The 26,017-nt window shown below is 67.7% G+C and carries 23 protein-coding genes and 1 tRNA gene; 15 read left to right on the top strand and 9 right to left on the bottom strand.

Features of this window, described 5'->3' with window-relative positions:
- Positions 1-84: 84 nt before the first annotated feature.
- Positions 85-699, top strand: a complete 615-nt coding sequence (locus GZH52_RS13895; protein ID WP_163317214.1) for a peroxiredoxin — start codon at positions 85-87, stop codon at positions 697-699.
- A 202-nt stretch (positions 700-901) separates the two neighbouring features.
- On the opposite strand, the gene ppsR is transcribed toward GZH52_RS13895, so the two are convergent.
- A complete protein-coding gene (gene ppsR, locus GZH52_RS13890) occupies positions 902-1,720 on the bottom strand; it encodes a posphoenolpyruvate synthetase regulatory kinase/phosphorylase PpsR (RefSeq protein WP_163317212.1) in 819 nt (272 codons plus the stop codon).
- 192 nt (positions 1,721-1,912) lie between these two features.
- Between ppsR and ppsA the strand changes: the two genes are divergently transcribed.
- From ppsA to GZH52_RS13865, 5 genes are all read left to right on the top strand, one after another.
- A complete protein-coding gene (ppsA, locus tag GZH52_RS13885) occupies positions 1,913-4,300 on the top strand; it encodes a phosphoenolpyruvate synthase (RefSeq protein ID WP_163317210.1) in 2,388 nt (795 codons plus the stop codon).
- Positions 4,301-4,452: 152 nt separating this feature from the next.
- Positions 4,453-4,800, top strand: a complete 348-nt coding sequence (locus GZH52_RS13880; RefSeq protein ID WP_163317208.1) for a YgiW/YdeI family stress tolerance OB fold protein — start codon at positions 4,453-4,455, stop codon at positions 4,798-4,800.
- Positions 4,801-4,880: 80 nt separating this feature from the next.
- The gene (locus tag GZH52_RS13875) at positions 4,881-5,243 is read left to right on the top strand and encodes a YgiW/YdeI family stress tolerance OB fold protein (protein ID WP_163317206.1); all 363 of its coding nucleotides are present in this window, start codon (positions 4,881-4,883) and stop codon (positions 5,241-5,243) included.
- A 131-nt stretch (positions 5,244-5,374) separates the two neighbouring features.
- Positions 5,375-6,271 carry a DMT family transporter gene (locus GZH52_RS13870; protein WP_163317204.1) on the top strand — a complete coding sequence of 299 codons (897 nt, stop codon included), beginning with the start codon at positions 5,375-5,377 and terminating at the stop codon, positions 6,269-6,271.
- Entirely contained in the window at positions 6,271-6,876 is a 606-nt protein-coding gene (locus GZH52_RS13865) for a LysE family translocator (protein WP_163317201.1), read from the top strand. The genes GZH52_RS13870 and GZH52_RS13865 overlap by 1 nt, the downstream gene beginning before the upstream one ends.
- A gap of 239 nt (positions 6,877-7,115) precedes the next feature.
- On the opposite strand, the gene mfd is transcribed toward GZH52_RS13865, so the two are convergent.
- Positions 7,116-10,517: a transcription-repair coupling factor gene (mfd, locus tag GZH52_RS13860; protein ID WP_163317199.1), complete on the bottom strand. Its 3,402-nt coding sequence runs from the start codon at positions 10,515-10,517 to the stop codon at positions 7,116-7,118.
- A 113-nt stretch (positions 10,518-10,630) separates the two neighbouring features.
- On the opposite strand from mfd, the gene GZH52_RS13855 reads away from it, so the two are divergent.
- The 7 genes from GZH52_RS13855 to rplI all read left to right on the top strand — a co-directional run bounded on the left by GZH52_RS13855 (position 10,631) and on the right by rplI (position 16,401).
- Positions 10,631-13,897 carry a sensor domain-containing protein gene (locus GZH52_RS13855; protein ID WP_239058137.1) on the top strand — a complete coding sequence of 1,089 codons (3,267 nt, stop codon included), beginning with the start codon at positions 10,631-10,633 and terminating at the stop codon, positions 13,895-13,897.
- Positions 13,898-13,917: 20 nt separating this feature from the next.
- Positions 13,918-14,664, top strand: coding sequence for a 23S rRNA (guanosine(2251)-2'-O)-methyltransferase RlmB (gene rlmB, locus GZH52_RS13850; protein ID WP_136553384.1), 747 nt, complete (start codon positions 13,918-13,920; stop codon positions 14,662-14,664).
- Positions 14,665-14,690: 26 nt separating this feature from the next.
- Positions 14,691-14,900: a heavy-metal-associated domain-containing protein gene (locus tag GZH52_RS13845; RefSeq protein ID WP_163317197.1), complete on the top strand. Its 210-nt coding sequence runs from the start codon at positions 14,691-14,693 to the stop codon at positions 14,898-14,900.
- Between the two features lie 103 nt (positions 14,901-15,003).
- Complete coding sequence (gene rpsF, locus GZH52_RS13840; RefSeq protein WP_163317195.1) at positions 15,004-15,381, top strand: 30S ribosomal protein S6; 378 nt, start codon at positions 15,004-15,006, stop codon at positions 15,379-15,381.
- A gap of 14 nt (positions 15,382-15,395) precedes the next feature.
- Positions 15,396-15,695, top strand: coding sequence for a primosomal replication protein N (gene priB, locus GZH52_RS13835; protein WP_163317193.1), 300 nt, complete (start codon positions 15,396-15,398; stop codon positions 15,693-15,695).
- Between the two features lie 4 nt (positions 15,696-15,699).
- Positions 15,700-15,927, top strand: a complete 228-nt coding sequence (gene rpsR / locus GZH52_RS13830; protein ID WP_136553391.1) for a 30S ribosomal protein S18 — start codon at positions 15,700-15,702, stop codon at positions 15,925-15,927.
- Positions 15,928-15,951: 24 nt separating this feature from the next.
- On the top strand, positions 15,952-16,401 hold the full coding sequence (rplI, locus tag GZH52_RS13825) for a 50S ribosomal protein L9 (protein WP_136553393.1): 450 nt from the start codon (positions 15,952-15,954) through the stop codon (positions 16,399-16,401).
- 98 nt (positions 16,402-16,499) lie between these two features.
- Here rplI and GZH52_RS13820 read toward each other — a convergent pair whose 3' ends face one another.
- The 6 genes from GZH52_RS13820 to GZH52_RS13795 form a co-directional block, all read right to left on the bottom strand.
- A complete protein-coding gene (locus tag GZH52_RS13820) occupies positions 16,500-17,063 on the bottom strand; it encodes a LutC/YkgG family protein (protein WP_239058136.1) in 564 nt (187 codons plus the stop codon).
- Positions 17,060-18,439 (bottom strand): lactate utilization protein B, encoded by a 1,380-nt coding sequence (locus GZH52_RS13815; RefSeq protein WP_163317190.1) that lies wholly within the window; start codon positions 18,437-18,439, stop codon positions 17,060-17,062. The genes GZH52_RS13820 and GZH52_RS13815 overlap by 4 nt, the downstream gene beginning before the upstream one ends.
- Positions 18,436-19,170: a (Fe-S)-binding protein gene (locus tag GZH52_RS13810; protein ID WP_163317188.1), complete on the bottom strand. Its 735-nt coding sequence runs from the start codon at positions 19,168-19,170 to the stop codon at positions 18,436-18,438. The genes GZH52_RS13815 and GZH52_RS13810 overlap by 4 nt, the downstream gene beginning before the upstream one ends.
- Before the next feature lie 84 nt (positions 19,171-19,254).
- Positions 19,255-19,349: transfer RNA gene (locus GZH52_RS13805), tRNA-Sec, on the bottom strand.
- A 19-nt stretch (positions 19,350-19,368) separates the two neighbouring features.
- Entirely contained in the window at positions 19,369-21,228 is a 1,860-nt protein-coding gene (gene selB / locus GZH52_RS13800) for a selenocysteine-specific translation elongation factor (RefSeq protein WP_163317186.1), read from the bottom strand.
- Between the two features lie 3 nt (positions 21,229-21,231).
- Positions 21,232-22,119, bottom strand: coding sequence for a cation diffusion facilitator family transporter (locus GZH52_RS13795; RefSeq protein ID WP_163317184.1), 888 nt, complete (start codon positions 22,117-22,119; stop codon positions 21,232-21,234).
- A 188-nt stretch (positions 22,120-22,307) separates the two neighbouring features.
- Between GZH52_RS13795 and GZH52_RS13790 the strand changes: the two genes are divergently transcribed.
- Both GZH52_RS13790 and GZH52_RS13785 read left to right on the top strand, forming a co-directional pair.
- Positions 22,308-23,300 carry a DUF2860 family protein gene (locus tag GZH52_RS13790; protein ID WP_163317182.1) on the top strand — a complete coding sequence of 331 codons (993 nt, stop codon included), beginning with the start codon at positions 22,308-22,310 and terminating at the stop codon, positions 23,298-23,300.
- Positions 23,301-23,402: 102 nt separating this feature from the next.
- Positions 23,403-24,623, top strand: coding sequence for a histidine-type phosphatase (locus tag GZH52_RS13785; RefSeq protein ID WP_163317180.1), 1,221 nt, complete (start codon positions 23,403-23,405; stop codon positions 24,621-24,623).
- On the opposite strand, the gene selA is transcribed toward GZH52_RS13785, so the two are convergent.
- Entirely contained in the window at positions 24,620-26,017 is a 1,398-nt protein-coding gene (gene selA, locus GZH52_RS13780) for an L-seryl-tRNA(Sec) selenium transferase (RefSeq protein WP_163317178.1), read from the bottom strand. The two genes, GZH52_RS13785 and selA, sit on opposite strands and share 4 nt — an antisense overlap.

Genomic DNA, 26,017 nt, shown 5'->3' with positions numbered 1-26,017 from the left:
GTTGCCGCGGCCCTGTCCGCGGCCGCTTCGCAGGTGCCCGCGCCGGCGCGGGATGTCCGATCCTATCTTCTCAGGAGCAAACAGATGGCCGTACTCGTAGGCAAGCAAGCCCCGTTCTTTGATGGCGACAAGACTTTCTCCGCCGTCCTCGGCGACGGTCAGATCGTCGACAACTACAGCTTCAAGGACGCGACCGCCGGCAAGTACGCCGTGGTGTTCTTCTACCCGCTGGACTTCACCTTCGTCTGCCCGTCCGAGCTGATCGCATTCGACCATCGCCTGGAAGAATTCAAGCAGCGCAACGTAGAAGTGATCGGCGTGTCGATCGATAGCCAGTTCACCCACGCCGCGTGGCGCAACACCGCCGTCGAGCAGGGCGGCATCGGCCAGGTCGGCTACACGCTGGTCGCCGACATCCAGCACGCGCTGTGCCAGGCGTACGACGTCGAGGCGGACGAAGGTGTCGCCTTCCGCGGCTCCTTCCTGATCGACCGCTCGGGCGTGGTGCAGCACCAGGTCGTCAACAACCTGCCGCTGGGCCGCAATATCGACGAGATGCTGCGCATGGTCGACGCGCTGCAGTTCACCGAAGAGCACGGCGAAGTCTGCCCGGCCGGCTGGAACAAGGGCAAGAAGGGCATGAAGGCGAGCGCCGAGGGCGTCGCCAGCTACCTGGCCGAGAACGCCAAGGAGCTGTAAGAGCCTGTTCACGGTCTGCTGCGCATCGCCGATACAGCGTTGAAAACGGCTTCGAAATGCTCATGTACAAGCTGTACACTCCGCTTTCTCAGCCGTTTTCGCCTTGTCTCGCTCTCGCTCGCGAGACCGTGAACACGCTCTAAGCGAGGCTTGCACGCAAAAAAGCCCGCGCCGAATGCGCGGGCTTTTTTGCGTGCAAGGCTCAGAAACGGCGGGTCAGCCCGGCCTTGAGCATGATGGTCGTCGAGATCTCCTCGATCGACTTATGGGTGGTGCTGACGAACGGGATGCCGTGCTGGCGGAACATCGACTCGGCCTCGTTCACCTCGTAGCGGCAGTTGTCCATGCTCGCGTAGCGCGAGTCGCGGCGCCGCTCGGTGCGGATGTTGTGCAGGCGCTGCGGGTCGATGGTCAGCCCGAAGATCTTCTGGCGGAACGGCAGCAACATCTTGGGCAGGGTCGGGCAGTCCAGGTCTTCCGGGGTCAGCGGGTAGTTGGCGGCCTTGATGCCGTATTGCAGCGCAAGGTACAGACAGGTCGGCGTCTTGCCCGAGCGCGACACGCCGACCAGGATCACGTCGGCCTCCTCGAGGTCCTTGAGCTTGACGCCGTCGTCGTGGTCGAGCGAGAAGTTCACCGCGGCCATCCGGTAGTCGTAGCGTTCCTCATTGACGAGGCCGTGCGTCTTGCCGACCGTCAGCGACGGTTTCTGCCCCAGTTCGTTTTCGATCTGCCCGATGAAGGTCTCGAAGAAATCGATCGACAGCGCGCAGTCGACCTTGAACACCGCCCGTACCGCCGGGTCGACGATGCTGGTGAACAGGAGCGGGCGGTGGTGGTCGGACCCCGCGCGCTCGCGGATGGTGGCGACGACTTCCTCGGCCTTCTCGACGGTGTCGACGTAGGGGATGGTCTCGCGCTTGAACTCCTGCTCGAACTGGGTCAGCAGGGTCGAGCCCATCGCCTCGGCGGTGATGCCGGTGCGGTCGGACACGAAGAAGGCGGAGCGGCGGTGTGGCATGGGTTACCCCCTATCTGGATCAATAAATGTCTGCTGCGGATTGCGCTATTATATCGCCGCCTTGCGCGGGGCCGGGTGTTTGCCGCTGCATGCGGTATTCATATTGCGGTGCAAAACCTTACGCAATGCACCGAGTATTCGTATAGAATCGCGCAACCGAAATTCGTCCAATCCACACAGGAAGAGATAGTGATGGCTGACAGCTACGTCATCTGGTTCGAGAAGCTGCGTATGACCGACGTCGAAGAGGTGGGCGGCAAGAACGCTTCCCTCGGCGAGATGATCAGTCAACTCGCAGGTTCCGGAGTCCGCGTCCCCGGCGGTTTCGCCACCACGGCCGAGGCCTACCGTGACTTTCTGAACCACAACGGCCTGGCCGACCGCATCAATGCGAAGCTGAACCAGCTGGACATCGATGACGTGACCGAGCTGGCCCGCGTCGGCAAGGAAATCCGCCAGTGGATCATCGACACGCCGTTCCCGGAGAAGCTTGACCAGGATATCGCCCAGGCGTGGGCCAAGATGGTCGACGATGCCGGCGGCGCCGACATTTCGGTCGCCGTGCGCTCCTCCGCCACGGCCGAAGACCTGCCGGACGCCTCGTTCGCCGGCCAGCAGGAAACCTTCCTCAACATCCGCGGCCTCGACAACGTCAAGGACGCGATGAAGCACGTGTTCGCGTCGCTGTACAACGACCGCGCGATCTCCTACCGCGTGCACAAGGGCTTCGCCCACGACGTGGTCGCGCTGTCCGCCGGCGTGCAGCGCATGGTGCGCTCCGACATCGGCGCCGCCGGCGTGATGTTCACCATCGACACCGAGTCGGGCTTCGAGGACGTGGTGTTCATCACCGCCTCCTACGGCCTCGGCGAGACCGTGGTGCAAGGCGCGGTGAACCCGGACGAATTCTACGTACACAAGCCGACGCTCTCCGCCGGCCGCCCGGCCATCCTGCGCAAGACCATGGGCTCCAAGCTGATCAAGATGGAGTTCACCGACGCGTCGCAAGCCGGCCGCTCGGTGCGCACGCTGGACGTCGAGCCCGAACTGCGCAAGCAGTTCTCGATCACCGACGCCGAGATCGAGGAGCTGGCGCGCTACGCACAGATCATCGAGAAGCACTACCAGCGTCCGATGGACATCGAGTGGGGCCGCGACGGCGTCGACGGCAAGCTCTACATCCTGCAGGCGCGTCCGGAGACCGTGAAGTCGCAGGAAAACCGCGTCGACACGCTGCGCCGCTACCGCCTGAACAGCAAGTCCGCCGTGCTGGCCGAAGGCCGCGCGATCGGCCAGAAGATCGGCCAGGGCGTGGTGCGCATGATCAAGGACGCGTCCGAGATGGACCGCGTGAAGGCCGGCGACGTGCTGGTCACCGACATGACCGACCCGGATTGGGAACCGGTGATGAAGCGCGCGGCCGCGATCGTGACCAACCGTGGCGGCCGTACCTGCCACGCGGCGATCATCGCGCGCGAACTGGGCATCCCGGCCGTAGTCGGCTGCGGCGACGCGACCGACGTGCTGCGTGACGGCATGGAAGTGACCGTCTCCTGTGCCGAAGGCGACGCCGGCCTGATCTACGAAGGCCTGCTCGACGTCGAAGTGATCGACCTCAAGCTCGACTCGATGCCGAAGAGCCCGGTCAAGATCATGATGAACGTCGGCAACCCGGAACTCGCGTTCGACTTCGCGCAGCTGCCGAACGAAGGCGTGGGCCTGGCCCGCATGGAATTCGTGATCAACCGCCAGATCGGTATCCACCCGAAGGCGCTGCTCGAATTTGACAGCCTGTCGGCCGACCTGAAGGCGACCATCAGCGACCGCATCGCCGGCTACGCGAGCCCGGTCGACTTCTACGTCGACAAGATCGCCGAAGGCGTGTCGACGCTGGCCGCGGCCTTCTCGCCGAAGAAGGTGATCGTGCGCATGTCCGACTTCAAGTCGAACGAGTACGCGAACCTGATCGGCGGCAGCCTGTACGAGCCGCACGAAGAGAACCCGATGATCGGCTTCCGCGGCGCAGCGCGCTACGTCGCCGACAGCTTCCGCGACTGCTTCGAGCTCGAGTGCCGCGCGATCAAACACGTGCGCGACGTGATGGGCCTGACCAACGTCGAGGTGATGATCCCCTTCGTGCGTACCGTCGCCGAAGCGCGCGCAGTGGTCGACATCCTGGCCGGTTTCGGCCTCAAGCGCGGCGAGAACGGCCTGCGCCTGATCATGATGTGCGAGCTGCCGTCCAACGCGGTGCTCGCCGAGCAGTTCCTCGAGTACTTCGACGGCTTCTCGATCGGCTCGAACGACATGACCCAGCTGACCCTCGGCGTCGACCGCGACTCCGGCGGCCCGATCGCTTCGACCTTCGACGAGCGCAACGACGCGGTCAAGGCGATGCTGTCGATGGCCATCAGCGCCTGCCGCAAGCAGGGCAAGTACGTCGGCATCTGCGGCCAGGGCCCGTCCGACCACCCCGACTTCGCCAAGTGGCTGGTGGAAGAGGGTATCGAGACCGTGTCGCTGAACCCGGACACCGTGGTCGAGACTTGGCTGTACCTGGCCAAGGAACTGAACGCGTAAGTGTTTACCGCCTTCGCGTCCGAACCGCCCGGCCTTGCCGGGCGGTTTTGTTTTGTCTGCACAGATACGAAAGAATTTGCTCGCTTAAGTTTTGTTTAAGGTGGGTCGGGTCTAATGCACGCATCGCAAGTCACCGCACAAGGACAAGACCCATGAAGAAAACCGTCATCGCAGCGCTGTTTGCCGCGCTCGCCCCACTGGCCGCCCACGCCGCCTACCAGGGACCGGGTAGCGCGCCCGCCGTGCGCACCATCACCCAGGCCCAGGCCGCCGCCGACGACGCGGCCTTCGTGCTCGAAGGGCGTCTCGTGAAGAAACTCGGTCACGAACGCTACCTGTTTGCCGACGCAAGCGGCGAGGGCGAGGTCGAGATCGACGACAAGCGCCTGCCCGGCGTTACCTTCGACGACAAGGCTCTCGTACGCCTGAGCGGCAAGGTCGACAAGGCGTGGTACGGGACACGTGAAGTCGAGGTCAAGCGCGTCGAGTTGCTCGACTGAGGGCGGCAGCGCACCACGAGCCGCCTATAACGTAGGTCGGAGTTCTAATTTTCATCCAGAATCAAGAACGGGAGCATTTCATGACTGCCAAGAAGACTGTCCTCGCGCTAGCCATCGCGCTCGCTGCCGCCACGCCGCTCGTCGCGCAGGCTGGCTATACCGGTCCTGGCGCACAGCCGCCGGCCAAGATGAACGCGCAAGAGGCGATCAAGGCGGCCGACGACACGGCGGTGGTCCTCGAAGGCCACATCGTCCGCCACCTGGGCAAGGACCGTTACCTGTTCCGCGACGCCAGCGGCGAGATCACGGTCGAGATCGACCACAAGCGCATGCCCAAGGCCAACTTCGACGCCAGCCAGCGTGTGCGGCTGACCGGCGAAGTCGACCGCGAGCTGACCGGGCAGGACGAAGTCGACGTCAAGCAGGTCGAGTTGCTGAAATAAGGCGGCGACCCCCAGACGACAAAACCCGCAGCTTGGCTGCGGGTTTTTTGTGTGCAGAGGGTGAGTTGCAAGTTAGACGGCATGTGCTATCTGGTGGCAGAATGCCATAAGCAAAATGTCCGGTGGTTTGTATGCTTCCCTACCTTGCGCTGATCCTCGCGATGCTGCTGTGGGCCAGTTCCTTCATCGCGCTCAAATACGTGTTCGTCGTGTTCGACCCGATCGCCGTGCTGTTCGCGCGCATGCTGATTGCCACCGTCTGCGTGCTGCCGCTGATCCGGCTGACCGGCGCGCGCGGCCACTACCGAAAGGGTGACTGGAAGTGGCTCATGGCGCTGGGGCTGGCCGAGCCTTGCCTCTATTTCCTGTTCGAGGCGCAGGCCTTGATGCTCACCAGCGCGTCGCAGGCGGCCATCCTCACCGCGACGCTGCCGATGCTGGTCGCGTTCGGCGCGATGCTGTTCCTGGGCGAGCGGCAATCGGCGCGGATGTGGGCGGGGATGGCGGTGTCGATGGCCGGCGTCATCTGGCTGACCGCCGGCGCAGGCCAGAGCGCGTCCGCGCCCAACCCGGTGCTCGGCAACCTGCTGCAGTTCCTGGCGATGGTGTGCGGGGCCGCCTATATGCTGGTCGCCAAGCGACTGTCCGGACGCTACTCGCCGCTGCTGCTCACCTGCGTGCAGTCGGTGACCGGCAGCCTGTGGTTCGGCGCCGGCATGTTCACGCCGTGGGTAGCGTGGCCGACCGTGTTTCCGCTGTGGCCGAGCTTCTGGGTGGTGTACCTGGGCGCCGGCATCACGCTGGGTTCGTACGGGCTGTATACCTGGGCGGTGTGCCGGGTGCCGGTCGCGCAGGCGGCAATGTTTACCAACCTGATCCCGGTGTTCGCGGTGCTGCTGGCGTGGGCCATCCTCGGCGAGACGCTGAATGCCGCGCAGTGGTTCGCCTGCGCGCTGGTGTTCGCCGGGGTGTGGCTGAGCCAGCGCAAGGACGAGGCTGCGCCGCGCGCGGCCGCGCAGGCCGGCTGATGCCGCCTGTCGACACGCTGGCCACCTTCTTCGGCGTCGCCGTCCTGTTGGCGCTCTCGCCGGGGCCGGACAACCTGTGCGTGCTCGCGCTCTCCGCGCGGCACGGCACGCGTGCGGGGCTGCGCCTGGTGCTGGGCCTGTGCATGGGCCTGCTCGTGCAGACGGCGCTGGTGATGGCCGGCGTTTCCGCCTTGCTCGCGGCCTCGCCCGTCGCCTTTGGCCTGCTCAAGCTCGCCGGCGCGCTCTACCTTGCGCGCCTTGCCTGGCTGGCGTGGTGCCACGCGGGGCAGGGGCGCCTGCCTGCGGACGGCCGCGTGCCGGGCATCCGGCAGGGCGTGTGCATGAACCTGGCCAACCCCAAGGTCGTGCTGTTCTTCCTGGCCTTGCTACCCCAGTTCGTCGACCCCGAGCTTGGCCACGCGTCGTGGCAGCTCGCGTGGTTGGGTAGCGCCTTCATCCTAGCGACCTTGCTGGTGTTCGGTGCCGTCGCCTGTGCGGCCGGCGCACTCTCGCGCCGCCTGGCCCGTTCGCCGAGTCTGTTTGCCGCGCTCGACCGCCTTGCCGCCTTGCTGTTCGCTGGCATGGCGCTGGCAGTCCTGCTGTAACGGCCGACCCTCATCCGGCGCCCCACAGCTCCTCTCCCGCGGGCGGGAGAGGAGCTGTGGGGGAGCTGGCTTGGTCGGTGGGTAGTGGGTGACGGCCTGCGGCCTGATCCACGGGTGTCTGGTGATGGGTACGCCGCCTGCCGGCGGCTATTCCATCCTGCGGGGGGCTGGTCGGCGGGTGGTGGGTTACGGCCTGTGCGACCATTCACCCTCTCCAGCTGGCGGGAGAGGGGTGAGGGTCAGGCCAGCGCCTTCATGATCTCGCGCACCTTGGCGACGCGCGCGGCGACGTCGGGGAGTTTTACCTCGCAGCGCAGCTTGTCCGGGCCGGCCATCTTGTAGCCCTTGCCGCTTTGCATCAGCGCGATGATCTTGATCGGGTCGACGTCGGGTTTCTTGACGAAACTCAGCTGAACCACGCTGTCGCTCGCCTCCAGCTTGGCGACGCCGAGCGACTTGGCCATCAGGCGCAGCCGGTGGCTCTCGATCAGCGTCTTCACCGCTTGCGGCGGCAGGCCGAAGCGGTCGATCAGCTCCTCGTGCATGGCGTCGATCTCGTCGCCGCTCTCGCAGGTGGCCAGCCGCTTGTAGAGCACCAGCCGCTCGTGCACGTCCGGGCAGTACGCCTCGGGCAGCAGCGCCGGGCTGTACAGGTTGACTTCGGTGGTCACCCCCAGCGGCTGGTCGAGGTCGGGTTCGCGCCCTTTTTTCAGCGCGCGTACCGCCTGCTTGAGCATCTCGGTGTAGAGGCCGAAGCCGACTTCCTGCATTTCGCCCGACTGCCCTTCGCCCAGCACCTCGCCGGCGCCGCGGATCTCCAGGTCGTGCATGGCCAGATAGAAACCCGCGCCCAGTTCTTCGGAGAGCTGGATCGCTTCCAGCCGCTTTTGCGCGTCGCGCGTCATGCCGTCCGGCGTGAGCAGGTAGGCGTACGCCTGGTGGTGGCTGCGGCCGACCCGGCCGCGCAGCTGGTGCAACTGGGCGAGGCCGAAGCGGTCGGCGCGGTTGATCAGGATGGTGTTGGCGTTGGGGATGTCGATGCCGGTTTCGATGATGGTCGAGCACAGCAAGAGGTTGTAGCGCTGCTGCATGAAGTCGCGCATCACCTGCTCGAGTTCGCGCTCGGGCATCTGGCCGTGGGCGACGCCGATGCGCGCCTCGGGCAACAGCTCGGCCAGCTTGTCCCGCATATTGGGGATGGTGTCGACCTCGTTGTGCAGGAAGAACACCTGGCCGCCGCGCTTGAGTTCGCGCAGCACCGCCTCACGGATCACCCCGTCGCGCAGGGGACTGACGAAAGTCTTCACCGACAGCCGGCGGCTGGGGGCGGTGGCGATCACCGAAAAGTCGCGCAGGCCTTCCAGCGCCATCGACAGCGTGCGCGGGATCGGTGTCGCGGTCAGCGTCAGCACGTCGACGTTGGCGCGCAGCCGCTTGAGCTGCTCCTTCTGGCGCACGCCGAAGCGGTGTTCCTCGTCGATGATGACAAGGCCCAGGTTCTTGAAGTGCACGTCCGGCTGCACCAGCTTGTGGGTGCCGATCACGATGTCGACCGAGCCGTCTGCCAGGCCCTTGAGCGCGGCGGTCGTCGCTTTTGACGTGTTGAAGCGCGACAGGCTGGCGATCTTCACCGGCCAGTCGGCGAAGCGGTCGGCGAAGCTTTGCGCGTGCTGTTCGGCCAATAGCGTGGTCGGCACCAGCACCGCCACCTGCTTGCCGCCCATCACCGCGACGAAGGCGGCCCTGAGCGCGACCTCGGTCTTGCCGAAGCCGACGTCGCCGCATACCAGGCGGTCCATCGGCTTGCCGGAAGTCATGTCGGCGATCACCGCCTCGATGGCAGATGCCTGGTCGGCGGTCTCCTCGAAGCCGAAGCCCTCGGCGAACGCCTCGTAGTCGTGGTGGCTCATGGTAAAGGCGTGCCCCTCGCGCAGCGCGCGCTGCGCGTAGAGGTTCAAAAGCTCGGCGGCGGTGTCGCGCGCCTTCTCGGCGGCCTTCTTGCGCGCCTTCTCCCATGCCGGGTTGCCCAAGCGGTGCAGGTGCACCTCGTCGGCGGCGGCGCCGGCGTAGCGCGAGATCATCGCCAGTTGTTCGACCGGCACGTAGAGCACCGCGCCGTCGGCGTACTCCAGCTGCATCAGCTCGGTCTCGCCCAGTCCCAGGTCCAGCGTGACGAGACCCATATAGCGGCCGATGCCGTGCGCCTCGTGCACCACCGGGTCGCCGACCTTCACCTCGGCCAGGTCGCGCAACATGCTGTCGGTGCTGGCGGCGCGCTTGCGCCGGCGCGCCCCCGAACGCGCGACGTGGCGGTACAGCTCGGATTCGGTGACGACGACAAGGGCCGGGTCGAGTTGCGCGTAGCCCGACCACAATGGGCCGACCGACAGCGCGACTTTCATGTCGCCCGACACGAACGCCGCCCAGTTGTCGACCGTCTGGGTGCGGATGCCGTTGTCGGCGAGGAAGGCCTGCATGGTTTCGCGCCGGCCCAGACTCTCGGCCAGCAGCAGCACGCGCGCACCGGTAGCGGCCAAAAAGTCGGCCAGCTTTTGCAGCGGGGCGTCGGCACGGCGCTCTACGGCGAGGTCGGGTAGCGCGGCAAACGGCAGCGCGTCGCCGGCGTCGCCGGTCTCGAAGCGCGGCAAGGGCTTGACCAAGCCCATCAGCTCGTCGGCGCGCAAGAAGAGCGCGGACGGTGGCAGCAGCGGCCGCTCCGGGTCGCCCTGGCCCATGCGGTAGCGGCTCTCCACTTCGCGCCAGAATTCTTCGGCGGCGGCGAGGGTGTCGCCCAGCAGCACCACGGTGGGCGGCGTGCGGAAGTAGTCGACGAGCGTCGCCGTCTCGTCGAAGAACAGCGGCAGGTAGTACTCGATGCCGGCCGGCCAGCTGCTGGCCGACACGTCGCGGTAGATGCGGCTGCGGCTGGGGTCGCCCTCCATCCGCTCGCGCCAGTGCTGGCGGAACGCGGTGACGCCGGCTTCGTCGGCCGGGTACTCGCGCGCCGGCAGCATGCGCACCTCGGGCACGGTGTCCTGCGTACGCTGGCTGTCCGGGTCGAAGGTGCGGATCGATTCGATCTCGTCGTCGAACAGGTCGACCCGGAACGGCAGCGTGCTGCCCATCGGGTAGAGGTCGACCAGCCCGCCGCGGATCGAGAATTCGCCGGGCACCATCACCTGCGTCACGTGCTGGTAGCCGCCGGTGACGAGGTCGGCGCGCAGCGCGTCGACGTCGAGCGACTGACCGGTCTTGAGGAAGAAGGTACGCGCGGCGAGGAAGGACGGCGGCGGCAGCTTCCCCTGCGCGGTCGCCACCGGCGCGATCACCACGTCGCACGCGTTTTGGCGGATTTGCCACAGCGTGAGCAGGCGTTCGGACACCAGGTCGGCGTGCGGCGAGAAGTGGTCGTACGGCAGCGTCTCCCAGTCCGGCAACAGCGCGACGCGCAAGGCCGGACGGAAGAAGGCGATCTCGGTCTTCAGTCTTTGCGCGGCTTGCGCGCTGGCTGCCAGCACCAGCAGGGGTGCGTCACCGCCCGCCTGCGCGGCGAGCCAGGCGGCGTCGGCACCGGCCGGCGGGGTGACAAGACGGGTTTTCTGGCCGGCGGTGGGCCACGGCAGGGAGGCAGGTAATGACATTGCGCTACAAGGTCGGGAGTAAGACGTTATTATAAGCGCGTCACCGCGCGAAGACGCGGGCCGCGACGCCTGCAGGCCGGGCACCGCCAACAGCAAGAGGGATGAGGGTAACCATGCAGTGGAGTCCGGCTACCTGGCCGATCACGGCCGGGCCGTTTGTTGCGGGCAGCTTGCCCGACCTGTTCGTGCAGGGCGTGCTGATTTCGCCGCTGTGGTTCATGCATGCCGCACTGGTGCTGTGGTGGGTGTCCCGCTTGCGGGGCGACGCCAACGCGCCGCTGCTGGGCTCGCGGACATTCTGGGGCGGACTCGTGCTGTTCACGGCTGTTCTGCTGCCTTTGGGCGTGCCCGAGGCCGCCCGCTGGGGCGCCTCGCTGTTGTTGTGTGCAGGCGGGTTGCAGCTGATGCGCGGCGCGCTCTGCGTGGCGCCGTCGACGGGCAGCCGCCTGCTGCTGTTCCTGCTGCGCCTGACGGTGCTGCCCGCCTTGCTCGCGCTGTTGCCGTGGGCCCTTGCCGGGGCATGGGGCGGCGGGGCGGCCGTGACGACGCTGCCGGCACTCTGGCTGGCGCTGGCGACCTTGCTCGCCTGTGCCGGCGCGGCGCCCTGGCAGCACAGGCCTGGCTGGCCGGCGGCCGGCGAGCTTGTGCTGGTGCTGGGCGTGCAGGGCTTGCTCTGGTCCGGTTACGGCCACGCACAGGCGTCGCAGGTTCCGCTCGAACTCTTCTATACGCCGCTCTACCTGTGGGCGGCCAGCCGTTTCGGCATGGCCGGGCCGCTCGCCGTATACGCGGGGGCATGGGCGCTGGCGTGGCTGGGCCACCCCCAGCCCGCGGGCACGGCGGACGCCTTGGGTGGCGCCTTGCTCTGCGCGGTGAGCGTGAGCGCCGCGCTGATGCTCTCGCTCTCGAGCGCGCGGCTGCGCCGGCAGGAGCAGGCGCTGCGCGACAGCCACGCCCGCTTCGAGGCGCTGATCAACCAGAGCCCGAACATCATGGCGATCAAGGACCTGGACGGGCGCTACCTGCTGGCCAACCAGGCGTGCGCGTCGCTGCTAGGCGTGCCGCAATCGGCGGTGATCGGCCGGCGCGCCGGCGATTTCCTGCCCCCCGCGCTGGCCGGGCAACTGGAAGCGCTCGCCGGCCGGGTGCACGCGAGTCGCCAGGTCTGCCAGCAGGAGGCGCAGGTGGTGCTGGACGAGGAGGCGAGCACCTGGCTTGCGACGATGTTCCCGCTGTTCGACAGCGGCGGCCGGCTGTCGGGGGTCGGCACCATCGCGTCCGACGTCACGGACATCAAGCGGGACGAACAGGCGCGCGGCGAGATGATCGACCAGTACCGTGCCGTAGTCGAGCAGTCCCTGGTCGGCATCTTCATCCAGCAGGACGGCCGAATCGTCTACCTGAACCCGACGCTGGCCGAGATGGGCGGCTACCGGGTCGAGGAACTGGCCGGTGTCATGCTTTACGACTACCTGATGCCGGAGGAGGTCGAGCGGATCGCGCGGCAGATCCAGCTGCGCAAGGAGCAGAAGGTCAAGGTGATGCGTTTCTCGACCCGCCTGCGCCACCGGAATGGCTCGGCGGTCGACATCGAGGTACACAGCCGGCTGATCGAGTACCGCGGCGAGCCGGCGTTCATCGGCGTCGCGATCGACGTGTCCGACCGCGTGTCGGCGCAGACCGAGCTGAGGCTGGCGGCCAAGGTGTTCGAAAACTCGGCCGAAGGCATCCTGATCACCGACGCCACCGGCTGCATCATCACGGTCAACCAGGCGTTCACCCGCATCACCGGCTACCGCTACGAGGAAGCGGCCGGGCGCGTCTCGCGGATGTTCCGGGGCGTGGACGGTGGCGGCGCGCTGCTGGCCGAACTGTCGCGCACCGGTTTCTGGAGCGGCGAGATGTACGACAAGCGCAAGGGCGGCGAGTGGTACCCGGCCGAGCTGACCCTCTCCGCGGTACGCGAGACGGACGGCGCCATCAGCAACTACGTCGGCGTGTTCACCGATATCACCGAGCGCAAGCACGCCGAAGAGCGGCTGCATTTCCTGGCCAACCATGACCCGCTGACCGGCTTGCCCAACCGCAGCCACCTGATCGGCCACCTCGACAACGCCCTGGCGGGCGGCAGCGCCGACGACGAGTTCCGCCTCGCGCTGATGTTCATCGACCTTGACCGCTTCAAGCTGATCAACGATTCGTTCGGCCACCAGGCCGGCGACGGCCTGTTGACCGAGATCTCCGCGCGGCTGACCCGCATCTGCAGCCGTTACGGCATGGTCGCGCGGCTGGGCGGCGACGAGTTCACGCTGATCGTCGAGGACTACCGCAGCCGGGAGCAGCTCTGTGCGATCGCCGACGAGGTGCTGGCGGAACTGGCGAAGCCGCTGCTCCTGGAAACCCAGGAGCTGTTCGTCACCGCCAGCATCGGCGTCAGCGTGTACCCGGGCGACGGCATTGACGCGCGTACCCTGCTCAAGAACGCCGACGTCGCGATGTACCGCGCCAAGGAGCAGGGCAAGAATACCTTCCAGTTCTTCGACGCCGACATGAATTCGCAGACGGTCGAACGCTTGCTGCTGGAGAACGCGCTCAGGCAGGCGCTGGAAAAGGGCGAGTTCGAGCTGCATTACCAGCCGCAGCTCTCGCCTGCGCGCGGCGAATTGCTCGGCGTCGAGACGCTGATCCGCTGGCGCCACCCGCAGCTTGGGCTGGTGTCGCCGGTGCGCTTCATCCCGCTGGCCGAGGAAACCGGGCTGATCAAGCCGATCGGCGCCTGGGTGCTGCGCGAGGCCTGCCTGCAGATCGCCCGCTGGGACGCGTCCGGGGTGCACGTGCCGCGCGTCGCGGTCAACCTGTCGGCCCGCCAGTTCGAGCAGGCCGACCTCGTGTCCATGATCGACGGCGCGCTGGAGGCGGCCGGCATCGACGCGAGCCGCCTCGAGGTCGAGCTGACCGAAAGCCTGCTGATGCAAAAGCCGGAGGAGGCGGTGCTGGTGCTGCGCCAGCTCAAGGCGCTCGGCGTCACCCTCGCGCTCGACGATTTCGGCACCGGCTACTCGTCGCTGTCGATGCTCAAGCGTTTCCCGCTGGACACGCTGAAGATCGACCGCTCCTTCGTCGAAGGGCTGCCCGGCGACGACGACAGCGTGGCCATCGCGCAAGCCATCGTCGCGATGGCGCGCAAGCTGCGCTATACCGTGGTCGCCGAGGGCGTGGAGACGGCAGCGCAGAGCGCCTTCCTGCGCGACAACGGCTGCAACGCGCTGCAGGGCTACCTGTTCAGCCGTCCGCTGCCGGCGGCCGAGCTGCCCGCCTGCATCGACCGGCTCGCCGTGGCGGCGAGGCACGCGGCGGAGGTAGAATACGCGGCCTTATGAATAGCGACGGGAATCCCAAGGTGAGCAACCGCAAACTCATACACGGCTTTCACGCGGCCAACGCCCGCCTGTGGCAGAACCCGAAGAGCCTGATCGAGATCTACCTGGCCGGCGGCCGCCACGACGCGCGCGCGCAGGCCGTGCTCGACAAGGCCGCGGCCGAAGGCATCAAGCTGCACATCGTCGACAAGGCGCGGCTGGACAGCATGACCGGCGGCGCACGCCACCAGGGGGTCGCCGCGGTGATCGATGCCTCGCGCAGCCACGTGACGCTGGACGACGTGCTGGAAAACCTGGCCGAGCCGCCCTTGCTGCTGATTCTCGACGGCGTGACCGACCCGCACAACCTCGGCGCCTGCCTGCGCGTGGCCGACGCGATGGGCGCGCACGCGGTGATCGCGCCGAAGGACCGTTCGGCCGGCATCAACGCCACCGTCTCCAAGGTTGCCTGCGGCGCGGCCGAGGTGGTGCCCTACATCACGGTGACCAACCTCGCGCGCACCCTGCGCGACCTGAAGGACAGCGGCGTCTGGATCGCCGGCACCACCATGGAGGCCGACACCGACCTCTACCACTTCGACGCGGCAGGGCCGCTCGCGTGGGTGATGGGCGCCGAGGGCGAGGGCATGCGCCGGCTGACCCGCGAGCATTGCGACGTGCTGGTGTCGATCCCGATGTTCGGCACGGTCGAGAGCCTGAACGTGTCGGTGTCCGCCGGCATGGTGCTCTCGGAGAGCCGCCGCCAGCGCACGCTGGCTGGCCGCTGATTTTTTACGCGACAGGAGTCAAGCAGATGGAAAAGATGATCCTGCAGGTTGCCGGCATGAGCTGCGGCGGCTGTGCCGCCGGCGTGACCCGCGCGGTCGAGGCACTCGACGGCGTGCACAAGGTGACGGTCGATTTGGCCAGCGGCCGCGTCGAAGTCGAGTACGACGGCGCGCTGCCCGAGCGCGAACTGGTTGCCGAGGCGATCAGCGACGCCGGCTTCGAGGTCGTCGGCTAGGCTGCGTTTGCCTCGCGCAGCCCGCTTGCGTATAATCCGCCGGTTTCAACCCTTGCCTTTCGCTACCGCATGGCGAAAGGCTTTATAGCCACAAGGAGTTTACATGCGTCATTACGAGATCGTGTTCATCGTCCATCCGGACCAGAGTGAACAAGTCCCGGCCATGATCGAGCGTTACAAGGGCATGGTCCTGGGCGCCGAAGGCACCATCCACCGCCTGGAAGACTGGGGCCGCCGCCAGCTGGCTTACCCGATCCAGAAAGTGCACAAGGCTCACTACGTGCTGATGAACGTCGAGTGCGGCGTTGAGACCCTGGCCGAGATCGAGCACGCCTTCAAATTCAACGATGCCGTTCTGCGTCATCTGACCATCAAGATGGACAAGCCCGTCACCGAGGCTTCCCCGATGATGAAGGATGAGAAGGCCAAGAACCTGCTGGATAACAGCCAGCCGGTCGCCGAAGGCGAGGTGGCTGCCTGATCCCAGGCCAGCCCTTGCAGAACAGACTGGTACTGACCGCGTCGGTGACGCGCGAGGAAGCGTTGCGCTACACCCCCGCCGGGATCCCGGTGCTGGAGATGTGGCTCGCACACGGTTCCAGACAACGCGAAGCCGGCCTCGACCGCGACGTGCGCTGTGAGATACAGGCCGTCATGGTCGGCGAAACCGGCAGGAAGTTCGCCGGTCGGGTCGCCGGGCAGGTGCTGACGTTCGAGGGTTTCCTCAGTCAACGCAGCCTGCGTAATCCGAGGTTGGTACTGCACATCGAATCCGCAGAATTTGTAAAAGGTTAAGAAAATGGCTCGTCAACTCTTCAAGCGCAAGAAGTTCTGCCGCTTCACGGCAGAAGGCATCAAGCACGTCGACTACAAGGCAGTCGACCTGCTGAAGGATTTCATCGCCGAAAACGGCAAGATCATCCCGGCCCGTATCACCGGTACCAAGGCCCGTTACCAGCGCCAGCTGACCACCGCGGTCAAGCGCGCGCGTTTCCTGGCTTTCCTGCCGTACACCGACCAGCACTAAGTCGACAGAAAGGGACTACACAAGATGCAAATCATTCTGCTCGAAAAAGTGGCTAACCTGGGTCAACTGGGTGACGTGGTCAAGGTGAAAGAGGGCTACGCCCGCAACTTCCTGATCCCGCAGGGCAAGGCCAAGCGCGCGACCGCCGCCAACCTGGAAGCGTTCGAAGCCCGCCGCGCCGAACTGGAAGCCAAGCAAGCCGAGATCCTGGCCGACGCCAAGGTCCGCGCCGAGAAGCTGGAAGGCGCCGAGTTCACCATCGCCCAGAAAGCCGGCGTTGACGGCCGTCTGTTCGGTTCGGTGACCAACGCCGACATCGCCGCTGCGATCACCGCTGCAGGCGTTGAAGTGGCTCGCTCCGAAGTGCGTATGCCGAACGGCCAGCTGAAGGCCATCGGCGAGTACGACCTCGAGATCGCCCTGCACCACGACGTCGTGGCTGCCATCAAGGTCATCGTGGTCGGCGAAGCCTGATCCCGGTTTGACCCCGCAAAAAAGCCGGCGCTTAGCGCCGGCTTTTTTCTTGTGGCGCCTGCCCGCGCTTGCTGCCGGCAGGCGTTTTTCCGTCCTGCTTACTCGAATACGACCAACGCCGCCATCGCGCCGTGCGCGCCCATCACCAGGCTCTGTTCGATGTCGGCGGTGCGTGACGAGCCGGAGATGAAGCTGCCGAAGCCGTGCTCGGCAAACCCGACGCGCGCGTAGGCGTCGCGCATGGTGTCGACCAGGGCGTCGCGCGGCACGACCATCACCAGCCGCTGCGCGAGGAAGTACAGCGAGCGGTAGGCGAGCGCGTCCTGGCTCACCCACACCGCGGCGTTCTCGGCGACCGCGAGCTGGCCGGGCACGATGGCGATGTCGACGTCGGCCCAGTCGTGCGGGCTGGCCGCCTCGTCGTGGATCGCTTGCGTGGTGTCGACTACCCGGCCCTGCGCCGGCCAGTGCGTATCTACCGCCTCGCGCACGGTCTGCCCAGGCGCCAGCGTCAACGCGTGGCCGCCGAGACCCGCGATCAGCGTGGCGAACTGCGCGTAACGGTCTTGATAGGTGATGAAGGCCGGCGCGTGGATGTCGGGCAGCGCGGCTTCTGCCGGGCGGTGGCGGCGGATGCGCGCGAGGATGGCGTCACGGCTCATGGTTTCTTCCTGTTTTGCAGCCACCATTCGCGGAAGCTCTGCGCGGGCATCTCGGGCAGCGCACGCCCCGGGCGGCTGTACGGGTTGTCTTGCGCGAGCCCTGCCGGCAGGATGGGGAAGACCTTGCGCAGCGTCTTGCCGGCCAGCGCGAACAGGGCAGGGTGGCGGGTCAGCACGCCCAGCGCGCCGATCGCCGCGCGTTTGCCTGCGGGCAGCGCGCCGGTCTGCCACGCGCGCGCGCGCTGCGCGACCAGCTGTTCGGAGAGCGGGATGCGTACCGGGCAGACGTTGTCGCACGACGCGCAGGTCGTGCACGCGAAGGCCATGCTCGCGTGCTTCCTGATGTCGCGGCTGGGGCCGAGCGTCGAGCCGATCGGCCCCGGGATGATGTAGCTGTAGCTGTAGCCCGAGCTTCGGCGGTAGACCGGGCAGGTGTTCATGCACGCGCCGCAGCGGATGCAGCGCAGGCTCTGGTAAAAGTCTTCGCGGCCGAGGATCTCGCTTCGGCCGTTGTCGACGATCACCACGTGCAGCTCGCCCCCCGGGCGCGGCTTGTGGAAATGCGAGGTGTAGGTGGTGGTCGGCGAGCCGATCGCCGAGCGCGCCAGCAAGCGGGTGAATACGCCCAGATGCTCGAGTCTCGGGATCAGCTTCTCCAGCCCCATGCACGCGATATGCAAGGGCGGCAGTGCGCTGCCCAGGTCGGCGTTGCCCTCGTTGGTGCACACCACCAAGCCGCCGGTTTCAGCGATCGCGAAGTTGACGCCGGTGAGCCCGGCGCCTGCACTCAGGAAGTGCTCGCGCAGGTTGGCGCGCGCGGCGTGGGTCAGGTAGGTCGGGTCAAAATTGCCGGGCTCGGTGCCCAGTTCGCGCTCAAACAGCTCGCTGATCTGCTGCTTTTTCAGGTGGATCGCCGGCATCACGATATGGCTGGGTGCCTCGTGCCGCAGTTGCACGATGCGCTCGCCCAAGTCGGTGTCGATCACCTCGACGCCGCGCGCCTCGAGGTAGGGGTTGAGCCCGCACTCCTCGGTGAGCATCGACTTTGATTTGACGAGCTTGTTGACCCCGCGCTCGGCGAGCAGGCCGTGCACGATGCGGTTGTGCTCGTCGGCGTCCGCCGCCCAGTGCACGACGACGCCGTTTTCCTCGGCCTTGCGCTCGAACGCTTCCAGGTATTCGTCCAGGCGCGACAGCGTGTGCGCCTTGATCTGTTCTGCCATCGTGCGCAGCGTTTCCCACTCGGGCAGTTGTGCCATCTGCGCGTCGCGCTTCTGGCGCACCCACCAGATCGCCGAGTCGTGCCAGCGCGCGCGCTCGCGGTCGGCCAGAAACTCGCGCGCCGCGGCGGGGTGGCGGATGGAGTCGTCCTTCATGCGCCCCCCCGCCCGGTCAACAGCAGCGCGATGTGCAGCGGGCGGATCGCCTTGTCCTGCGCGCGGATCACGCCGCCCATATGCATCAGGCAGGAAGGCTCGGCGCCGACGATGAACTCGGCGCCGGTCGCCGCGTGGCCGTCGACGCGGTCCTCGCCCATCGCGACCGACACCTCGGGTTCGTCGACGCAGAAACTGCCGCCGAAGCCGCAGCACTCGTCGCGCCTTTGCGGGTAAACGACGCTGACGCCGTCGACCAGCGCGAGGATGCGCTCGAGCCGCGACTGGTAGGGTAGCATCCGCTCCGACGGCGTCGCGTGCGCGCGCAGACGCAGGCCGTGGCAGCTCTGGTGCAGCGAGACCTTGTGCGGGAAGTACACCGGCTTGGGCAGGCGCTCGACCTTGAGCACGTCCTGCAGGAATTCGACCAGTTCGTACACGCGCGAGCGGGTCTTCGAGAGCGCGTCCGGGGTGTGCGCGCCGACGTGGCTGACGCAGCTGGTGCCGGGGCTGACGATGTAGTCGTAGCCGGCGAACACCTCGGCAAAACGCCCGGCGGCGCGGTCGGCGCCTTTGAGGTCGCCGTTGTTGAACTGGGGCTGGCCGCAGCAGGTCTGCGCGAGCGGGTAGTCGACGGTGAGGCCGTAGCCTTCGAGCAGTTCGAGCGTCGCGATGGCGACCTCGGGGGCAAGCTCGTTGACGTGGCAGGGGACGAACAGGCCGATTTTCATGAGCGGGATGCCTGGCTTGCGATGCCCCGATTAAAGCCCCGGCGACCGGTGCTTTCCATCGGGGCTTACCCTAGAAGGCGGCAGTGGCGGAAGGCCATGGGAGTCGAACCCACCCGGGACCGCTGGCGGCCCCCACTGATTTTGAAGACCAGCCGCCCCACCGGGAGCGAGGACCTTCCGCAAAGAGCGCGTATTCTATCAGGCTTGGCCGTCCGCTGCAGGCGGCGAAAACAGGATGGTGTCGCGCAGCAGGTGGCGGTCGCCCTGGCGGCGGGTCAGCCCGCTGCGGTCGAAGAATTCGAGGATCTGGATCGCCAGCTTGCGCCCGACGCCGACCGCGTCGCGGAAGGTGGCCGCGTCGACGTGGCCGTCGCGCAGCGCGATCTCGCGCACCGTGCGCGCCAGCGCGTCGACGCGCGCGGCGCGGTAGTAGCGGTCGGGGACGACGGCGACGACCAGCCCCAGCCGCGCGGCAGTCTTGAGGAGCGCGCGTGCCTCGGTTTCTTCCATGCCGGCCGCGCGCGCCAGGTCGCGCACCCAGCCGTCAGCGTTGCCCAGTTGTGCCTCGAGCACTGGCCAGCGCGCGGCCTCGCTGCTACTGAACGCGAGCACGTGGCCGGGCAGGTGCAGCCAGCCCTGGCTCTGTGCGAGCTGGCCGTCTGCGAGCAAGGCCGTCACCAGCGCGTCGAACAACGGCTGCGGCGTGCGCGGCAAGGCGAGGCGCTTGAGGCGCTCACGCGCCGCGCCGCGCTGATCCGGCTGCGCCGCGTGCAAGGCTTCGAGCTTGTCGCACAGGGTGTCCGCCAGCGCGTCCCAGCGGGCGGACGACACCGCGTAGCCGCCAGCCACCTTCAGGCCGGCTGCACTCGCCAGCGTCTCGACGTCGTCCCGCTGGCGCGCCCACGCGAAGGCGGAGAGCTCGACCGCGTCGGCGTCGGCCAACAGCGCGAGCGCGTCCGAGTCGGCATCGCACGCGGCGAGCCGCCCGAGCAGGGCGAGCCGCGCCGGCGCGCGCTTGCCGCGGGCCGGGGGAGCGAGTTCGAGCACGCGCGCGCCGGCGAGCGTCTCGCGGGCGCTGGCGTCGCGCAGAATCAGCCTGTCGTTGTCGGCCAGCCACAGCGGCGCATCCAGCGCAAGTTCGGCGAGCGCCTCGTCCAGCAGCGCGACGCGGCCGGTCACTTTTGACGCGCCGTGGTGTACTTGCACCGCCTGCCAGTGGGCGAGCGTCACGCCGGGCAGCGGGCTCAGTACCACCGTCGCGCGCGCGCAAGGCGCGCCCGGCGTTTGGGCTAGCAGCCAGTCGCCGCGCGCGACGTCCTCGCGGTTGATATCCCCTACCAAGTTGAGCGCGAGGCGTTCGCCGGCCAGGCCTTGTTCGGCCGCCTGCGACTGCGCGTGCAAGGCGCGCACACGCAAGGGAGCCGCGCGGCCGGCGAGCCACACGCTGTCGCCGACGGCCACCTTGCCCGCGAGTGCGCTGCCGGTGACGACGAGGCCGGCGCCCTTGACGGTGAACACGCGGTCGATCGCCAGCCGGAAGCGTCTGGGCGCGGGGTCCGTCTCCGGCAGCGTGGCGAGAAAATCGCGCAAGGCCGGGATGCCGTCACCGCTTATGCTGTCGACCTCGAAGCGCGCGGCAGGCGCGAGCGAGAGCGAGGCAAACAGCGCGTCCAGTTCGGCCTGTACCTCAAGCGCGCGCGCGTCGTCCACCAGCGCGCGTTTGCTCAGCACGACGCTGATGTCGCGGGCGCCGGCGAGCTTGAGGATGGCCAGGTGTTCGCGTGTTTGAGGCATCACGCCGTCGTCGGCGGCGACCACCAATAGCGCGTGGTCCAGCCCGCCGACACCGGCGAGCATGTTGCCGAGGAAGCGTTCGTGGCCGGGCACGTCGACGAAGCCGATGCGGCCGCCGTCCGTGCGCTCGAGGAAGGCGTAGCCGAGGTCCAGCGTCATGCCGCGCCGCTTCTCCTCGGGCAGGCGGTCGGCGTCGGTGCCGGTCAGCGCGCGGATCAGCGAGGTCTTGCCATGGTCGACATGGCCTGCGGTGGCGACGATCATCGCTCAGTGCACCGGGTCGACGTGGGTCATCACGTTGAGCACCGGGTGCTCGGCCATTACCCGCGCGCGCGCATCCAGCGCGATCGCGTGCCCCTCGCGCACGTTGAGGTCGCCGTCCACTTCGAGGTGAACGTCGACGACGATCATGTCGCCCATCTTGCGGGTGCGCAGGTCATGTACGCCGGCCACCCCCGGCGTCGCCAGCAGCGTCTCGCGGATCTTCGCCTCGGCCTCGGCGTCAGCCGCGCGGTCCATCAGGTCGGACAAGGCGTCCCACGCGAACTCGCCGCCGGTCTTCACGATCATCAGGCCGACCACCAGCGCCGCCGCCGGGTCGAGTAACGGGTAACCCAGCATGTTGCCGGCGATGCCCAGCGCGACCACTAGCGAGGAGAGCGCGTCCGAGCGCGCGTGCCACGCGTTGGCGACCAGCATGGTCGAACGCACCCGCTCGGCGATGCCGAGCATGTAGCGGAACAGCCCTTCCTTGCTGACCAGGGTGAACAGCGCGACGAACAGCGCGAGCGGATGCACCCGCGGGATGGAGCCCGGGTCGTTGAATTTGCCGGCAGCCGACACCAGCATGCCCACGCCGACCGCCAGCAGCAGCAGGCCGAGCACCAGCGACGCGGCATTCTCGTAGCGCTGGTGGCCGTAGGGGTGATCCTCGTCCGGCCCCTTGCGGCTGTGGTGGCTGGCGATCAGCACGACGAAGTCGGCCAAAAGGTCGGACAGCGAGTGCAGGCCGTCCGCGATCAGCGCCTGCGAACGGGCGAAGAAGCCGACGGCAATCTGTAGCACGGTCAGCACCAGGTTGACGACGATGCTGATGAAGGTAGTCTTGCGCGCCGCCGCGTGGCGATCGGCGCTCGGGTCTAGGTGTTGCGTCATGTCTACAGGGCAAATGCCAGGTGCGTGGCGGATGGGCGCCGGGATAGTAACAAGCCCGTATTATCGCAGCTTGGTGTGAAATAGTTCACACCCGTTAGAAATCAAATTCTATCCATGTGACGATGCCGGCCACACGCCCACCTGTGCCGCGGCCCTCTGGCGGCGGCCCCCTACTAACAGGATTACCCATGCGATTTCTGACTCCCATCGCGGCTGCCGTGCTGGCCGCCGGCTCGGCCCACGCCGCCATCAACCCGATCCCGACCACCAACGGCTTCTCCGGCTCGGTCGGCGTCGGCATTGCGACCAACGACGTCGCGTCGAACTTCTACAAGGTCGACGGCAACGAGCGCTCCGAAGGCCTGGGCAATGCCCCCAAGAGCCACAACGAGGGTCAGTTCATGCCTTCGCTCGACCTGCGCTACACGCTGGCCGACAGCCGCACCCAGTTCGTGCTCGGCAACCAGATCCACGACCAGATGCGCCTGGACTACTCGCAGCAACTGGCGGTGCGCCAGGAAGTCGGCGCCAACGGCATCGTCTCCTTCGGCCTGGTCTTCAACGGCATCGCGCCGAACGAAGTGTGGGCGAACCCGTACGCGTCCGGTGAGCGCAGCGATACCAAGCGCAAGTCGAACGGCGTGCGTCTGGGCTGGGAAGGCATCCTCGGCAGCAACTTCAGCGCCGACATCACCCGCCGCAAGATCGAACTCGACGAAGAGCGCAGCGGCCTTGGCCTGGGGCTGTCGTCGGCTGAGCGTGCGCTGCTCGACCGTAACGGCGACGTCACCCGCGTCAACGTGTCGTACGACTGGGAATTCGCGCCGGGCCAGTTCCTGGCACCGGGCGTCGTCTACGCCGAGCACGACCTAGACGGCCGCGCGATGAGCAGCAAGAGCACCGGTCTCAAGCTCGACTACGGCATCCGCACCGGCACCGGCGTGTTCACCACCACCGCCTACGTCGGCAAGCAGGACTACGACGCGGCCAACCCGATCTGGAACCGCAAGGCGGACGCCGACGAATACGTGATCGGCGTCAACTACCTGCACGGCAAGCTGTTCGGCTACAAGCAGCTGTCCGGCTACGTGAACGCCGCCTACGGCAAGTCCGACTCCGACATCGACTTCTTCGACACCGAAGTGAGCCGCGTCGGCGCCGGCGTGCGCTACAGCTTCTGAGCACACTGAACTGCCAGAGAAAAACCGGGCCGCGAGCCCGGTTTTTTCATGGGCGCGCGCCGCTGTCCATACTGTACGCATGTCTATGTAGGGGTAGAAACGATGCGAGGATGGCAACGGTGGTCTGTGGTGTGCCTGTGCGCGCTGATGGGGTGGCCGCTGGCGGCCACGGCGGACGACGCGCCGCTGGCCTTGGTGGTGCTATCGCGGCACGGGGTGCGCGCGCCGACCCAGGGCGCGGACACGCTGGCGCGGTGGAGCGCGCGGCCGTGGCCTGTGTGGACGGTCGGGCGGGGCGAGCTCTCCGCGCGCGGCGCGGCGCTTGCCGAGACGATGGGCCGCGCCTACGGCGCGCGGCTTGGGCTTGGTTTGTGTCCGAAGCCTGGCGAAATATCGCTGTACGCGGACGTGGACGAGCGCACGCGAGCGACCGCTGCCGCGCTCGCACGCGGGCTGTCCGCCGCGTGCCCGCCGCGGGTGGTGTCGGCAAGTGGCAAGCTTGACGCACTGTTCCACCCGGTGAAGGCCGGCGTGTGCGCGCTGGATGTCGGCAAGGCCCGCGCCGCGATGCTGGCGACGGCAGGGGGTGACCTCGCGCGCTACGTAGACCGGCAGGCGGCGTCGCTCGTGCTGGTCCAGCAGGCGCTGGGGCCGACGCCCGACGCGCTGTGCGCGCGGGAAGGCGCCCGCGCGCCGTGCACGCTGACGCGGCTGTCGACGCACATCGCGCCGCGCCGCGACGACGGCCACGCCAATATCGCGCTCGCTGGCGGCCTCGCACTGGCGTCGGACGCGGCCGAGGTGCTGATGCTGGACGCGGTGGAGCGGCCGGGCTACTCGAGTGCCGGCGCGCCGGTGCTCTCGCGCATGCTGGACGCGCATGTGGCCGCCTTCGGGCTCACGCAATGGACGCCTTACCTCGCGCAAAGGCGCGGCTCGGCGTTGCTGTCGCGGCTCTTTGTAGAGCTTGCGCGCGCGGGCACACCCGGTGCACCGCGCCTGAGCGTGCTCGTCGGCCACGACACCAACCTCGCCAACGTCGGCGCCTTGCTCGGCGCACGCTGGCAGGCGGCTGACTGGCCGGTGCGCGCGACGCCGCCGGCCGGCGCGCTGGTGTTCGCGGTGTACCGCGGCGAGGGAGGCGCGCGCGAGGTAAGGGCCGAGTATTGGGCGCAGCCCCTGTCCGGCCTGCTCGCCGGCGGCAGCGATATTGCGCCCGAGCGCGCGCGCGTCACGCTAAACGCCTGCCCACACGGCGCATGTGACCTGGCCGCGCTGCTCGGCTCGATGCGGCGCGCGGCCGACCCGGCCTGCGTACCCTAGTGGGCTGAAAGCGCGGCGAAGAGCGCCGCCTCGTCGCAGAGGCAGCGCAGGTCGAGCCACAACCTACCGTCGCCCAGCCGGACGATTACCGGGGTGGCCTTGGCGCGCCAGCCGTCGGCCAGTTGCCTGAGCGTGCGGTCCTGATGGTCGGCGGCGCGCACGGAGACCGCCCAGCTCGGCAGCCGGTTCACCGGCAGCGAGCCGCTGCCGATCTGCGACGCGCAAGGCTCGGCCGCGACGATAAACGCGTCTCCCAGCAGCGACTGCAGCGCGGGGGCGACGCGCTCGGCCTGCGCACGCAGTTCGGCCTCGTTACGGGTGAGCAGGCGCAAGGTCGGCAGGCGTTCGGGGAGCAACTCGGGTTCGAGGTAGAGCCTGAGCGTCGCCTCCAGCGCGGCGAGCGTCATCTTGTCGCAGCGCAGCGCGCGCTTGAGCGGGTGCGACTGGATGCGCTCGATCAGTTCGCGCCGCCCGATGATCAGCCCGGCCTGCGGGCCGCCCAGTAGCTTGTCGCCGGAGAAAGTGACCAGATCCACCCCCGCGGCAATCATCGCCTGCGGCATCGGCTCGGCCGGCAGCCCGTAGGCGGCGAGGTCCACCAGCGCGCCCGCGCCCAGGTCGGTGATCAGCGGCAGCCCCTTTTCATGTGCGAGCGGCGCAAGTTCTGCCTCGGAGACGCTCTTGGTAAAGCCCTCGATCGAGTAATTGCTGGTGTGCACCTTCATCATCAGCGCGGTGCGCTCGTTGACGGCGCCCGCGTAATCTTTCGGATGGGTGCGGTTGGTGGTGCCGACCTCGGCCAGCGTGCAGCCGGCTTGCCGCATCACGTCGGGCATGCGGAACGCGCCGCCGATCTCGACCAGCTCGCCGCGCGAGACGATCACCTCGCGCCCGGCGGCGAGCGCGGACAGTGCGATCAGCACTGCCGCCGCGTTGTTGTTGACCACGCACGCCGCTTCGGCGCCGGTCAGCGTGCACAGCAGTTCCGCCACCGCCGTGTCGCGGTGGCCGCGCCCGGCACCGTCCAGGTCGTATTCGAGGTTGACCGCGCCCTGCATCGTGGCGACCACCGCGGCTATCGCCGCGTCGGCCTGCCAGGCGCGGCCAAGGTTGGTGTGCAGCACGGTGCCGGTCAGGTTGATGACCGGGCGCAGGCTGGGGCGCCGCTGCGCGGCAAGCTGCGCGGCGACGCGTTCGGCCAGCTGTTCGGGCGTTTGCGCCCACGCGGGCAGCGCCCCGCTTGTGCGGATTTCGGCACGCGCCGTATCCAGCGAGTCGCGGGCGGCGGAGATGACTGCGCTGCGGCCATGGCGTTCTATCAGTTGCGCGAAAGCGGGGTCGGCGAGCAGGCGGTCGGTTTGCGGCAGGGCGCGGAAGAGGTCGGCAAGCGGCAT

This window comes from Crenobacter caeni, from assembly GCF_010435965.1.
In the GTDB taxonomy this organism is placed as follows: domain Bacteria; phylum Pseudomonadota; class Gammaproteobacteria; order Burkholderiales; family Chromobacteriaceae; genus Craterilacuibacter; species Craterilacuibacter caeni.
The sequence above is the reverse complement of the archived record's forward strand: the minus strand, read 5'-3'. Positions and strand labels throughout refer to the sequence as shown.